Origin of the sequence: Pseudomonas sp. MOIL14HWK12:I2, from assembly GCF_000510745.1 — a bacterium.
Taxonomy (GTDB): domain Bacteria; phylum Pseudomonadota; class Gammaproteobacteria; order Pseudomonadales; family Pseudomonadaceae; genus Chryseomonas; species Chryseomonas oryzihabitans.
Genome location: NZ_AZOA01000012.1, coordinates 17,261 through 29,755 on the forward strand (window position 1 = coordinate 17,261; position 12,495 = coordinate 29,755).

The 12,495-nt window shown below is 68.8% G+C and carries 14 protein-coding genes and 1 pseudogene; 7 read left to right on the forward strand and 8 right to left on the reverse strand.

The genetic code is table 11. The features are described from left to right. Nucleotides 1–88: 88 nt before the first annotated feature. Nucleotides 89–676, forward strand: coding sequence for a YajG family lipoprotein (locus tag PSK12I2_RS0111020; protein WP_007161696.1), 588 nt, complete (start codon nucleotides 89–91; stop codon nucleotides 674–676). 60 nt (nucleotides 677–736) lie between these two features. Here the strand turns inward: PSK12I2_RS0111020 and PSK12I2_RS0111025 are convergent, their stop codons facing one another. Continuing rightward, on the reverse strand, nucleotides 737–1,897 hold the full coding sequence (locus PSK12I2_RS0111025) for a 1-acyl-sn-glycerol-3-phosphate acyltransferase (protein WP_027598431.1): 1,161 nt from the start codon (nucleotides 1,895–1,897) through the stop codon (nucleotides 737–739). Between the two features lie 107 nt (nucleotides 1,898–2,004). Between PSK12I2_RS0111025 and PSK12I2_RS0111030 the strand changes: the two genes are divergently transcribed. The 3 genes from PSK12I2_RS0111030 (at nucleotide 2,005) to PSK12I2_RS0111040 (ending at nucleotide 3,219) form a co-directional block, all read left to right on the forward strand. Continuing rightward, nucleotides 2,005–2,187 carry a CPXCG motif-containing cysteine-rich protein gene (locus PSK12I2_RS0111030; protein ID WP_017639858.1) on the forward strand — a complete coding sequence of 61 codons (183 nt, stop codon included), beginning with the start codon at nucleotides 2,005–2,007 and terminating at the stop codon, nucleotides 2,185–2,187. Beyond that, nucleotides 2,187–2,447, forward strand: a complete 261-nt coding sequence (locus tag PSK12I2_RS0111035; RefSeq protein ID WP_007162730.1) for a putative signal transducing protein — start codon at nucleotides 2,187–2,189, stop codon at nucleotides 2,445–2,447. Before PSK12I2_RS0111030 ends, PSK12I2_RS0111035 begins: the two co-directional genes overlap by 1 nt. 154 nt (nucleotides 2,448–2,601) lie before the next feature. After that, nucleotides 2,602–3,219 (forward strand): SOS response-associated peptidase, encoded by a 618-nt coding sequence (locus PSK12I2_RS0111040; protein ID WP_027598432.1) that lies wholly within the window; start codon nucleotides 2,602–2,604, stop codon nucleotides 3,217–3,219. Nucleotides 3,220–3,283: 64 nt separating this feature from the next. Here the strand turns inward: PSK12I2_RS0111040 and PSK12I2_RS25490 are convergent, their stop codons facing one another. Then, a complete protein-coding gene (locus PSK12I2_RS25490) occupies nucleotides 3,284–4,168 on the reverse strand; it encodes a methyl-accepting chemotaxis protein (RefSeq protein WP_371100520.1) in 885 nt (294 codons plus the stop codon). Further along, a pseudogene (locus tag PSK12I2_RS25495) lies at nucleotides 4,142–5,413 on the reverse strand (HAMP domain-containing protein); the annotation flags it as partial. The pseudogene PSK12I2_RS25495 and the gene PSK12I2_RS25490, both read right to left, overlap by 27 nt. A gap of 161 nt (nucleotides 5,414–5,574) precedes the next feature. Here PSK12I2_RS25495 and PSK12I2_RS0111050 point away from each other — a divergent pair. Then, entirely contained in the window at nucleotides 5,575–6,396 is an 822-nt protein-coding gene (locus PSK12I2_RS0111050) for a M48 family metallopeptidase (protein ID WP_007162727.1), read from the forward strand. 117 nt (nucleotides 6,397–6,513) lie between these two features. Here the strand turns inward: PSK12I2_RS0111050 and PSK12I2_RS0111055 are convergent, their stop codons facing one another. Together PSK12I2_RS0111055 and PSK12I2_RS0111060 are read right to left on the reverse strand one after the other, a co-directional pair. Then, complete coding sequence (locus PSK12I2_RS0111055; protein WP_027598434.1) at nucleotides 6,514–7,515, reverse strand: class I SAM-dependent methyltransferase; 1,002 nt, start codon at nucleotides 7,513–7,515, stop codon at nucleotides 6,514–6,516. Between the two features lie 29 nt (nucleotides 7,516–7,544). Then, entirely contained in the window at nucleotides 7,545–8,504 is a 960-nt protein-coding gene (locus tag PSK12I2_RS0111060) for a 2-hydroxyacid dehydrogenase (protein ID WP_027598435.1), read from the reverse strand. A gap of 94 nt (nucleotides 8,505–8,598) precedes the next feature. On the opposite strand from PSK12I2_RS0111060, the gene PSK12I2_RS0111065 reads away from it, so the two are divergent. Continuing rightward, entirely contained in the window at nucleotides 8,599–9,186 is a 588-nt protein-coding gene (locus tag PSK12I2_RS0111065; RefSeq protein WP_027598436.1) for an ACP phosphodiesterase, read from the forward strand. Here PSK12I2_RS0111065 and PSK12I2_RS0111070 read toward each other — a convergent pair. Both PSK12I2_RS0111070 and PSK12I2_RS23920 read right to left on the reverse strand, forming a co-directional pair. Next, a complete protein-coding gene (locus PSK12I2_RS0111070; RefSeq protein ID WP_027598584.1) occupies nucleotides 9,129–9,926 on the reverse strand; it encodes a 1-acyl-sn-glycerol-3-phosphate acyltransferase in 798 nt (265 codons plus the stop codon). The two genes, PSK12I2_RS0111065 and PSK12I2_RS0111070, sit on opposite strands and share 58 nt — an antisense overlap. Further along, the gene (locus PSK12I2_RS23920) at nucleotides 9,923–10,651 is read right to left on the reverse strand and encodes a GNAT family N-acetyltransferase (protein ID WP_037007673.1); all 729 of its coding nucleotides are present in this window, start codon (nucleotides 10,649–10,651) and stop codon (nucleotides 9,923–9,925) included. Before PSK12I2_RS23920 ends, PSK12I2_RS0111070 begins: the two co-directional genes overlap by 4 nt. Before the next feature lie 225 nt (nucleotides 10,652–10,876). On the opposite strand from PSK12I2_RS23920, the gene PSK12I2_RS0111085 reads away from it, so the two are divergent. Continuing rightward, entirely contained in the window at nucleotides 10,877–11,362 is a 486-nt protein-coding gene (locus PSK12I2_RS0111085) for a peptidylprolyl isomerase (protein WP_027598438.1), read from the forward strand. A gap of 129 nt (nucleotides 11,363–11,491) precedes the next feature. On the opposite strand, the gene cysZ is transcribed toward PSK12I2_RS0111085, so the two are convergent. Next, the gene (gene cysZ, locus PSK12I2_RS0111090) at nucleotides 11,492–12,244 is read right to left on the reverse strand and encodes a sulfate transporter CysZ (protein ID WP_007162720.1); all 753 of its coding nucleotides are present in this window, start codon (nucleotides 12,242–12,244) and stop codon (nucleotides 11,492–11,494) included. Nucleotides 12,245–12,495: the final 251 nt, after the last annotated feature.

Here is a 12,495-nt window from a genome sequence, read left to right on the forward strand (position 1 = left end):
CGGCGTTCTTCTGTCCGGGGTGCCCGTCTATCGACGCCGCTGGGGGGCTGGGTATACTGCCCCCTGTCCCTTTCTCTGGAGTCTCTGCATGCGCTATCGCCTGTTGCTCGGCCTGCTCGCCGCCACTGGTCTGACCCTGGCCGGCTGCGCCAGCAGCCCCCAGCAATTGAGTCCGCAACCCCAGATCACCGCGCCCATCGCCCCGGTCGGCCAGGGCCAGCCGGTCTCGGTCCGGGTGGTCGACGGCCGTTCCTCCTTTACCCTCGGCACCCGTGGCGGTCTCTATCCCGACACCAGCGTGGTGGTGGTGCAGACCCAGGACGTGATTCCCAAGCTGCAGGCCGAAGCCGAGAAGGCGGTCCGCCAGATGGGCTTCACCCCGTCGCCCAATGCCGGCCCCGGCGCGCCCCAGCTGACCCTGACCCTGGCCGAGCTGAACTACCAGTCGCCCAAGGAGCTGTACGTCACCGCCTCCGACGTTGCCGCGGCCTTCCAGGTCGACGTCCGCAACAGCCAGCGCGGCTACCGCGGCCGCTACGGCGCCAGCCTCAACCAGCGTTTCGGCATGGCGCCCAACGCCGAGGCCAACACCAAGCTGGTCAGCGATGTGCTGAGCGACGCCCTGACCCGGGTATTCAAGGATCCGACCGTGGTCCAGGTGCTCAGCGGTCGCTGAAAACCCGACGCCCACGAAAAAGCCCGGCCAGTGCCGGGCTTTTTCGTGGGTCGCCGACCGCTATTCCAGGCCGGCCAGCACGCGGTACTTGTTGAGCACCGGCTGGGCGTACTGGCGCACCAGCTGCGCCCGGTATTCCGCCGGGCACTCGGCCAGGCGCTTTTCCCACTCGCCGCGGGCGACCGCGATCTCCTCGGCGGGAAACAGGGCGTCCACCGCGGGCACGGCCAGCTCCGGATCGCGACCCTCCCAGGCGGCATAGGCCAGGTAGCTGGCCGGGAACAGCCGGTAGTTGCCGAGGATCTGCCGGTCCATTTCCTGGGCCAGCGCCTTGGCATCCTCGAACTCACCCGTGACCGGCTCGCCAAAGGCCACGTGCACCCGGCCCTTGTAGCCGGTGATCCCCAGGGCGATGCTGACGTCGTCCTCGCCCGGCGCCTTGGTATAGCCGCCGGTGGTGGCGCGGATGTGCAGTTCGCGGGCCTTGGCCTGGTCGCAGGGATCGAATTCGTAGCTGATGGACACCGGGACGATATTCAACGCCTTGACCAGCTCGGCGAAGGGCGCGTCCTTGCAGCTCATGTGGAACATCTTGAGGATGGCCGAATCGGTACGGTCGTCGCCGTCCTTGGCCCGGCCCTCGGCCTGGGCGATCCAGATGGACTGGCCGTCCTGGCGGATCGAGTGATTGATGTAGGCGGACAGATTCTGGTACGCCGCCAGCTTCTCGCGCCGACCGCTGATGGAGCGGTGCACGATGAAGCTCTTGTTCAGTCGCATCAGGTCGCTGACGAAGGGCTTCTGCAGGAGGTTGTCGCCGATGGCAATGCGCGGCGTTGGCAGACCGGCGTGGTAGACGGCATAGTTGACGAAGGCCGGGTCCATCACGATGTCGCGGTGGTTGGCCAGGAACAGATAGGCCCGGCCGCTGCGCAGCTGGTCGATACCGGAGTAGGTGACGCCGTCCGAGGCCTTTTCGATGGCGCGATCCACATAGGGTTCGAGCTTGTCCTGCAGCGCGGCGACGCTCTGGATGCCGCCCAGTTCCTGGCGCAGGCGGGTGCGCAACAGGGGCCGCACCACCCAGCCGAGGCCCTTGGACAGGCGCGGGAAACGGTAGCCGGCGAGGATGGCGATGAAGTGGTCGTCGTCGATCAGGCGGGCCAGAACCCCGGGGACTTCCGCGTCGTTATAGGGTCGAATGGCTTCGAACTCGCCCATGGTGTTCTCTTGTAGAAATTCCGGCGGCCATAGTAGTGGGCGTGGCGCCAGATGCAAGCGCCAGGGGCCGGATGGGCGGCAGGTTGGCGGTCGAGGAGTGCAGGCAGATGCTGGAAAGCCAGGAATACGATTGCCCTTATTGCGGCGAACCGGGCGAGGTGGTGCTCGACCTCAGCGGCGGTGATCAGGACTACTACGAAGACTGCGAAGTCTGCTGCCGGCCGATCCGCTTCGGCCTGCACACCGATGGCGAGGACTGGAATCTCGAGGTTCGTCGGGAGGACGACTGATGCGGCGCATCTACGAGCCGGGTTCGCTGCACGAGGGCGAATTGCTCCTGGCGGTGCTGGCCAGCGAAGGCATCAGCGGCTTTCTCGCCGGGCGCCATCTGCTCGGGGGCATCGGCGACCTGCCGGCGGCAGGGCTGCTCGGCCTGCTGGTCGAGGATGAGGAGGCCCTCCGCGCGCAGGCGCTGATCGCCGCGTACAATGCCGCCACGCCCCTGCCGGGAGAGGATCCGTCCCCCGAGCAGGGCATCCTCGTCTGCTAGGTTCTAGACGAAAAGTGCCTACGCATCGGTGATGCTTCGTTGAAAAACGCTTCGGAATGCTCATTTACCACTTGTAAACTCCGCTTCCTCAGCATTTTTCGCCTCGCCTGACCTTCGCTCGGCGACTTTTCGTAAAGAACCTAAAAAGGTTTTCATGTCCGGACGCTACGCCCTGTTCCGCTGGCCCGCCGAATTCGCCGCCCTGGCGGGATTCCCCGAAAAGCATGCGCCGCGCTGGAACATCTCCCCCCATCAGCAGGTGCTGCTACAGCGGCGGACCGCCGAGGGCGAGCGGGTCGACAGCGGTCGCTGGGGACTGACTCCGCCCTGGCTCACCGATCTTTCCCGCACCCCCACCCACGCCCGCGCTGAAAGCCTGGCCACCCAGCCGATGTTTCGCGAGCCCTTTCGCCTGCGACGTTGCCTGCTGCCCGCCAACGGCTTCTACGAATGGCGCGGCAATCATCGCAAGCGGCCCTACTGGATGCTCAATGGCGAACCCCTGGCCTGGTTCGCCGCGCTCTGGGAGGCCTATCCGGCCGGGGACCAGCTCTGGCTGTCGGTGGCCATGGTCACCCAGGCCGCCGGCCCGCTGCGGCGGCCAATCCTGCTGGATGAAGCGGGGCGTTCCCTCTGGCAGGATCCGAACAGCTCGCCTGAAGCCCTGCAGGCGCTGTTGGCCGCGGGCGGCATGCCGCTGCGCGAGCGGGTGCTGGCCGATATCGTCAATCGGCCCGAGGTGGACGGGCCGGAGTGTCTGACCCCGCTGTAGACGCGGCCCTCACCCCGGCCTCTCCCAGGAGGGAGAGGGGGGCTTGGCACTTGAGGGGAGGGGGCTAGACCCGGAACCGTCCCGCCAGCTGGCGTTGCTGTTCGGCCAGTTCGCGCAGTTGCTGGCCGGCGCGGGAGGCGCTGTCGGCTTCGCCGTGGACCGCCTGGGCGCTCTGGCCGATATTGACCACGTTGCGATTGATGTCCTCGGCCACCGCGCTCTGTTCTTCCGCGGCGCTGGCGATCTGCAGATTCATGCTGGTGATCTCGCCCACCGCCGCCAGGATGGTGTCCAGGGCCTGGCGGGTGGCCTCGGTCTGGGCGACCTGGGTGCTGGTCTGGGCGCCGCTGGCCTGCATCACCGTCACCGCCTCGCGGGTGCCCTGCTGCAGGCGCTGGATCATCTCCTGGATCTCGCCGGTGGCGACCTGGGTCTTTTGCGCCAGGTTGCGCACCTCGTCGGCCACCACGGCAAAGCCGCGGCCCTGCTCGCCGGCACGCGCCGCCTCGATGGCGGCGTTGAGCGCCAGCAGATTGGTCTGCTCGGCGATGCCGTTGATGGTGGTGAGGATGGAGCCGATGTTCTCGCTGTCCTCGGCGACCCGGCGGACCTGCTCCACCGCGCGCTCGATCTCCCGGGCGAGGGCGGCGCTGCTGGCGACGTTCTGCTGCACCAGCCGCTGGCCTTCGTTGACCGCGCCGTCCGCCTCGGTGGCGGCCCGCGCCGCGCGACCGGCATTGCCGGCCACGTCCTGGGCGGTGGCGGTCATCTCCTGCATGGCGGTGGCCAACTGGTCGATCTCCTGCAGCTGGCGCTGCACGCCGTCGCGGGTGCGCTGGGCGATATGGGAGGTGTGCTCGGCGGCCGAGGCCACCTCGCCCACCGAGCGGATCAGCTGGCCGATGAGGCCCTGCAGCGAGGCCAGGAAGCGATTGAAGCCGCCGGCCATGGCACCGACCTCGTCGCGGCGCTCGGTGGCGAGGCGCTGGGTGAGGTCACCGTCGCCCTGGCCGATGGCGTCGAGCATGGTCACCATCTGCCGCAGCGGCCGGGCGATGCGCAGGCTGATCAGCCAGAGTACCAGTAGACCGGCGCCAGCGACCGCCAGGCCCACCAGCAGCATGCCGATCACGTCCTGGTGGCGTTGGCTGCCGAGGGTTTCCTTGAGGCTGTAGAGGTCGGCCAGCACGGCTTCGCGGGGGAGTTCGATGATCAGCGTCCAGACCTGGCGGTTGTCGCCGGCGAAGCGCAGCGGCAGATAGACCTGATAGCGCTCGCTCTGGGCGTCGAAGCGCCGGGTGACGCCTTCGCCCAGGTCCTTGAGGCCGGCCAGGGTCGCGCCCAGCACCGGTTCGGCCGGTTTGCCCAGCTGGCTGGCATCGGCGGTGTAGGCGACCAGGGTGCCGCGGCCGGCCACCAGAGCCATGCGGCCCACGCCGCCATAGAGGCGGCCATTGGCCTTGACCAGCTGGCGCTGGATGAAGTCCAGCGGCACGTCGGCACCGACCACGCCCTTGAAGGCGCCGCCGACCAGGATCGGCACGTTGAAGGAGGCGATCAGCACCTGCTGCTCGTTGACCGTGTCGGGCATGGGGTCGAGCACGCAGGTGGTGCGATTTTCCCGCGGGCAGAGGTAGTACTCGCCTTCGCGCACGCCCGAGGGCAGCCGGGTCTGGCTTTCCACGGTCGGGCCGATCGGTTCCACCGTCACATCGCCGTCGAGGGTCTTGTGCCACCAGGGGGTGAAGCGCCCATGCTCGTCGTAGCCGGCCGCGGCATCACCGCGATGGCGGTCGTCCTGGCCGTCGATGGCATTGGGTTCCCAGACGGTATAGAGACTGAGCAGGCCGGACTGGCGCTGCAGACTCCGGCCCAGCAGGCGGACCAGACTCTGGCGATCCAGCTCGACCTGCTGGTCGCCCGGACTGGCCATGGCCACGTTGAGTTGCGCCAGCTGACTGGCCAGTTGCAGGGGGACGTCCAGCTGGCGTTGCAGCTGGTTGCCCACGGCCTCGGCCTCGGCCGTGAGCCGGGCTTCGGCGGCCGTGGCGGCCAGGGCCTCGGTATGGCTGTCGACCAGGGCGCGGGTGCGCTGACCGGCGAACAGGGTGTAGGCGATCAGGGCAGCGACCACCGCCAGGATGCAGGCGCCGGCCAGCAGGGTGATGGAGGTGCGGATGGAGCGGGAATTCATGGGGGACTCCGGGGCGTTCGATACCGGGAGCTATCGGCGCAGATGTCTGTCCATTGAGGCCTCCGGTCGGCTGGCAGGAGAGCGTTGCCGGGCATTACCGGACGTTGCCGGGTCTGACGCCCCTCTCTAGACTGTATCCGCCTCGATACCTGGAGATTCCCATGCGCCGTATCCTTCCCCTCGCAGGCCTGTCCCTGAGCCTGCTGCTGGTCGCCTGCCAGACCGTCAATACCACCTCCGGTGGTGCGGTCGGGGTGCAGCGCAAGCAGTACATGTTCAGCATGCTGTCCGAGCAGCAGGTCAACCAGATGTACGCCCAGTCCTATGCCAAGACGGTCAGCGAGGCCAAGTCCGCCGGCAAGCTGGCCAACGACACGGCCGACGGCAAGCGCGTGGCCGCCATCGCCAAGCGGCTGATCCCGCAGACCGCGGCCTTCCGTCCGGACGCGGTGAACTGGGACTGGCAGGTCAACCTGGTGCAGAGCGACGAACTCAACGCCAACTGCGGCCCCGGCGGCAAGATCTTCGTCTACAGCGGCCTCATCGATCAGCTCAAGCTGACCGACGACGAACTGGCGGCGGTGATGGGCCACGAGATCGCCCACGCCCTGCGCGAGCACAGTCGCGAGCAGATGTCGCGGGCCTATGCCATCCAGATGGGGGAGAACCTCGGCGGCGCCCTGCTGGGCGTTGGCCAGGGCGGCATGCAGCTGGCCGACCAGGTGTCCCAGGTGGCCCTGACCCTGCCGTTCAGCCGCGGCAACGAGAACGAGGCGGATCTCATCGGTCTGGAGCTTTCGGCGCGTGCCGGCTACAACCCCAATGCCGCCATCACCCTCTGGCAGAAGATGGCCCAGGCCAGCCAGGGCAAGCAGCCGGCGGAATTCCTCAGCACCCACCCCTCCGACGCCAACCGCACCAAGGCCCTGCAGGCGGCGATTCCCAAGGTGATGCCGCTGTACGAGGCGGCGAAGAAGGGTTGAGGGTTTGGGTTGGGTGAGAGGGTTTCCCTCACCCCAGCCCTCTCCCAGGGGGAGAGGGGGCGGGTAGGCGCCGTAAGTTGGGTTGAGCGCAGCGAAGCCCGACAGGGCGCGGTGTCGCTACCGCCGACGGGCGCTGTAGACCTTGAAGCCGTCGCGCTCGGCCAGGGTGCGGCAATTGCCGAAGGCGGCCTCGATCAACGGCGGATAGCGCAGGAAGCTGTTGGCCACCAGGCGCAATTCGCCGCCGGGACGCAGATGACGCACCGCCTCGGCCAGCAGGGTCTCGGTGGTGCGGTAGTCGGTCTTCACGCCGCTGTGGAAGGGCGGGTTGCTGACGATGGCGGCAAGACCGGTGGGCGCCGCGGCGATGCCGTCACCGGCGATCACGGTTCCGGCCAGGCCATTGGCCGCCAGGGTCTGGCGACTGCTGGCCGCGGCGAAGGCGTCCACGTCGAGCAGGTGCAGGCTGCTGGCGGGATAGCGGCGGGCCAGGGCGGCGCCGACCACGCCGGCGCCACAACCGAAGTCCAGTACCGCCCCCTCGGGCAAGCCGTCGAGGTGTTCCAGCAGTAGCGCCGTGCCCACGTCCAGCCGGCCATGGCTGAACACGCCCGGCAGGCTGAAGATCTCCAGACTCATCCCCGCCCGCTCCAGCCGGTGACGTTGCAGCCAGGCGTCCGGCTGCGGATCGGCCGAGGTACGAGCGCCCTGCACCACCCACAGTTGGCAATGGCGGGCACTGTCGAGCTTGCTGGCCTGGCCCAGGGCGCCCAGCTGGCGCGCCGCGCGTTCGATCCCGGCCTTCTTTTCCCCGACCAGAAACAGACTACCCGCGGCCGGCAGGCGCTGGCTCAGGGCGGTGAGCAGGAAGTCGGTGGCCTCGCGGGACTTGGGCAGGAACAGCACGGCAGCGGTGAAGTCGCCCGCCGGGGGCTCGGTCCCCAGGCTGACGCGACCCGGATAGCGCCGCATCAGTTGTTCGGCCTCGCCCGCATGCCAACTCCAGCCGCTGGCCGCGGGCAGGGCGCCCAGCAGCTCATCGGCCGGCAAGCCGGCCAGCAGCAAGGCGCCGCCAAAGCGCTCGGGGTGACGGAGGAGGACTTCGCTGCGCGGATCCATGGGGCTACCTGGCGAAAAAAGCGCGAACTTTAGCAGACCACCCGCTGCGGCGTGCCGGCGAAATGACCCTCGGCATTGGCGGCGAGCTGGCCAATGATCCGCTGGCGCGCCTCGCGACTGCCCCAGGCGTTGTGCGGGGTGACGATCAGTCGTGGAATGTCGCCGGCCAGCAGCGGATTGCCGTCGCGCGGCGGCTCGACGCTGAGCACGTCGGTGGCGGCGCCGGCCAGGTGGCCGCGTCTCAGGCAGTCGGCCAGGGCCTGTTCGTCGACGATGCCGCCGCGGGCGGTGTTGACCAGGAAGGCCGTGGGTTTCATCGCCGCCAGTTCCGCCTTACCGATAAGGCCGCGGGTCTGCTCGGTCAGCGGGCAGTGCATCGTCAGGGCATCCACCTGGGGCAGCAGCTCGGCCAGCGGCAGGCTGCCCGGGCGGGCGGGCCGACCGGGCAACTGGCCCACCAGGGTCTGCATGCCGAAGGCTTCGGCCAGCCGCTTGACCGCGCTGCCCAGTTCGCCGAGGCCGAGCAGGCCCAGGGTCTTGCCCTCCAGCTCGACGATGGGGTGATCGAGCAGGCAGAACTGGCTGGCGCTCTGCCAGCGACCGGCGCGGATGTCCGCTTGGTAGTCCGGCAACCGGGTGGCCAGGGCCAGCAGCAGCGCCAGGGTGTGCTGGGCGACCGAGGCGGTGCCGTAGCCCTGGCAGTTGCAGACGCGCACGCCCTGGGCGCGTGCGGCCTCCAGGTCGATGTTGTTGGTGCCTGTGGCGCTGACCAGCACCAGCTTCAACTCGGGGCAGGCGGCCAGGATGGCGGCGTCCAGCACCACCTTGTTGACGAGGGCGACCTGGGCGCCGGCCAGGCGCGCCGCGACCTCCTCCGTGGCGCTCGCCGGATGGAGTTCCAGTTCGTCGAACACCGCGCGCAAGGGCGCCGGGTCCAGATCGCCCAGGTCGAGAGAGGCATAGTCGAGGAACACGGCGCGAACGGGCATGACGACTCCAGCGGACAGGGAAGGGAGGTCCGAGCCTAGCAGCCGCGGGTCGTCCAGGAAAACCGCCCGGTCGCGGCTGGAGTATGCTGAGGGGATGAACTATCTCGCGCACCTGCACCTGGGCGGCCCCGGCCGCGAAGATCGCCTCGGCAGTCTCTACGGCGATTTCGTCAAGGGCTCGGCGGACCTCTGGCCGGCCGGGATCGCCGCCGGCATCCGGCTGCACCGGCGCATCGACGTCTATACCGACGACCATCCCCTGGTGATCCGGGCCAAGACCCGGTTGCCCGCGGCGCGGCGGCGGGTGGCCGGACTGCTGGTGGATGTCTTCTTCGATCACTGCCTGGCGCGCCTCTGGCACGACTATGCCGAGCAGCCGCTGCCGGATTTCGTCGCGGACTGCTACCAGACCCTGCTGGAGGAGCCGGAGCTGCCGCCGCGGCTGGCCCGCATCGCGCCCCTGATGGCGCGTCAGGACTGGCTGGGCAGCTACCAAGACTTCGCCGTGCTGGAGCGGGTGGTGGAAGGCATGGCGCGGCGGCTGTCACGCCCGGAGCTGCTGGCCGGGGCCTTCGCCGAACTGGAGGCCGCCTACGACGGCCTGCTGGCAGACTTTCGCGACTTCTATCCGCAGTTGCAGGCCTTCGCCGCCGCCGAGCGGGCGGCGCGGGTTTCCAGCTGAATCCCGAGGCGGGCGGCGATGGCCGCCTGGCAGCGACCCGCCAGTACCTGGCGCGCCTGGCCTTGGGGCAGCACCGCGGGCAGCAACTCGATCCTCAGGGTGGTCCCGCCATTCTCCAGCAGGCGCAGCAGATGGCTGACCAGGTCGTCGTCGCCGATGAAGGCCGCGGCCCGGTCAGGCTCGCCGTGGCGCCAGTAGCTCAGGGCCACGGGTTGCAGCGGAGTGCCGGTGGCGATGGCCGGACTCAGCAGCCGGCCATGAAAGGTCCGCAGCACGCTGCCGTCGGTGGTGGTGCCCTCGGGAAAGAGCGCCAGCGACAGGCCCTGGGTCAGGCGCGTGGTCAAGGCTTCGCCCAGGGCGTCGCCGCGTTCGGCACCGCGGCGGATGAACAGGGTGCCGGCCTGGCGCGTCAGCCAGCCGGCGAAGGGCCAGTCCGCCACCTCCGCCTTGGACAAGAAGCCCAGCGGCCGCAGGCTGCCGAGGGCGACGATGTCCAACCAGGACACATGATTGGCCAGCCACAGATGGGTGCCGTGCGGCACCTCGCCCCGGACCTCCAGGCGCAAGCGCAGCGCCCGAGCCAGCAGCTGGAAGAAGCGCCGCGTCAGCCGTTGCCGCAGCCCCAGGCAGGGCCGCCGACCGAGCGTTACCGCCAGCGCCACCGTCAGGGCGAACAGCGCCCCGAGCAGCAGCGCGGCCAGCACCGGCAGCAACCGCAGGGCGAGGCGCAGTCGCCTCATACCGCGGCCTTGAAGTGGCGGGCATAGCGTGGGCAGAGGTCTTCGCGCTTGAGCAGGATGAAGACGTCGGCCACGCCGAATTCCGGATCCCAGCAGGGCGCGCCGCAGACCTGGGCGCCCAGGCGCAGATAGGCCTTGAGCAGGGGCGGCAGCTGCACCACCAGGTTGTCCGGCACGGCGACGAAGGGCAGCGGGCGCCGCGGCGTGGCGCGGATCGCCGGGGTGCGTTCGTCCCGCGCGGCCTGGCGCAGCAGGGCGGCGGCCTGCAGACCGCCATCGGCCATGGGCACGCTGGCGCAGCCCATGAGGTAGCGATAGTCGCCACAGGCCATGATTTCGGCCAGTTCCGCCCACAGCAGGGCGATGGCGGCGCCGGTGCGATGCCCGGGCGCCACGCAGGTGCGGCCGATTTCCAGCAGCGGACCCTGCAGGCCGTCCAGGCCTTCCAGCTGGAATTCGCTTTCGCTGTAGAGACTGCCCAGGCGCTCGCGGCGGCGTCCGTCGAGCAGTCGCGTGGTGGCGATCAGCTCGCCGCTGCGCAGGTCGCGCACCCCCAGGTGCAGGCAGTGGGCGTCGTAGACATCCTGGTCGAGGTTGTCGGCGAAATGCACGCCGTAGGTGCTGCCGAAGACGTTGGCCCGCAGGCGCTGGGCGGCGCGGATATCCGCGGCGGTCGACAGGCGTTCGGCGCGCAGCGCGGGCGGTGCGGACACTGGAATCGGCATGGCAGGGCTCCGGCAGTGGGTATGCAGCAAACCCTAGGTAGCCGGGATGACAGCCCCGTGAAGCGGCCGTGGCGATCTCGTGACGAGCGGTCGGGCACCGTTGCAGGGGCGCCCTCCAGATGCCTCCGGGCGCCAGGGGACTGACCGAACGCATTCGCAATTGCTAGGTTGGACGCGTAGACTGATGCGTCAATCCTATTTTTTCCCAGCATGAAGGTTCTGGCCATGCAGATCGCGGCGAACACGGCAGTATCCATCGACTACACCCTGACCAACGACGCCGGCGAAGTCATCGACAGCTCCGCTGGTGGTGCTCCGCTGGTGTACCTGCAAGGCGCGGGCAACATCATTCCCGGCCTCGAGCGCGCCCTTTCCGGCAAGCAGGCCGGCGACGAGCTGAAGGTGGCCATCGAGCCGGAAGACGCCTACGGCGAATACACCCCCGAACTGGTTGCCACCCTGGGCAAGGAAATGTTCGAAGGCGTGGACGAGCTGGAAGTGGGCATGCAGTTCCACGCCTCCGGCCCGGACGGCGCCATGCAGATCGTCACCGTGCGTGACATCGACGGCGACCAGGTCACCGTCGACGGCAACCACCCCCTGGCTGGCCAGCGTCTGAACTTCGACGTCAAGGTGGTCAACGTGCGTGCGGCCAGCGACGAAGAAATCGCCCACGGCCACATCCATGGCGAAGGTGGGCATCACCACTAAGCCTGGCCTCAGGCTCCCGCGACGCCCGTGTCCGGCTCTGCCGGCGCGGGCGTTGTCGTTTGTGGCGTCCGTGCGACGTGGCCCTCACCCCAACCCTCTCCCAGGGGGAGAGGGGGCTGGTAGGGTGCCTTAGGGACGCACCACCAGGGCCTTGTCGCCCCCTTCACGTACCCAGAACAGCGTCGCCCCGGCCACTGCGGCGGGCATGAACAGGGCGTTCAGGCCAGGGACCAGCAGCGCCAGGTAGGTCACCCCGCCAAAGCCCAGGCAGCGCAGGCGGCGGGTGCGCAGCCAGGCGAGCATGGCACGGAAGTCCAGCTTGTGGTTGTCGGCGGGGAAGTCGATGTACTGCACCGCCATCATCCAGACACCGAACAGGATCCACAGTGGCGCGGCGATCAGGTTGAGGCCGGGGATGAAGGTCAGCACCAGCAGGCCCAGGGCGCGCGGCAGGTAGTAGCCCAGCTTGCGCAGTTCGCGCTGCAGGGTGCGCGGCACCATGGTGACCAGTTCGGTGAGATTGAACGGCGGGAAGTCGTCCTGGCCGCGCACCATGACCTCGACCTTTTCCGCCAGAAAGCCGTTGAAGGGCGCCGCCACCAGGTTGGCCAGCATCGTGAAGGTAAAGAAGATGATCGCCAGCAGCAGGAGCACGAACAGTGGCCAGAGCAGCCATTCGACGAAGCTCGCCCAGGCCGGCAGGCTTGGCATCAGCTGCTCCAGCCAACCCTCGAAGCCGCGCACGGCAAAGGTGAGAATGGCGGCGTAGAGCAGTAGGTTGATGGTCAGCGGGATGACCACGAAGCGGCGCATGCCGGGGCGGGTCACCAGGCGCAGCCCTTCGGCGAAGTAGGCGGAGCCGGACAGCGGAGCGACGGCCATGAAGATTCCTGACAGGTGGCGGGAGGCACAGCTTACCTCAGGGCTCCCTGGCCGAAGCGGTCGACATAGGCGCGCCCTATGGTCTGGATTTAGAATGGTCGCTTCTGTGGAGGGGCGGCACCCGTTAGGCTGAGCCCCATCCCTGGACCCGGTGTCCGCCTTTTGGCGCCGGTCGCGCCGTCGCCAGGAGCGACTGGCGCTTGCGGAACGGCTCCGCACGCACACCGGCCGGCATGCCCCCAGGGCGCGCC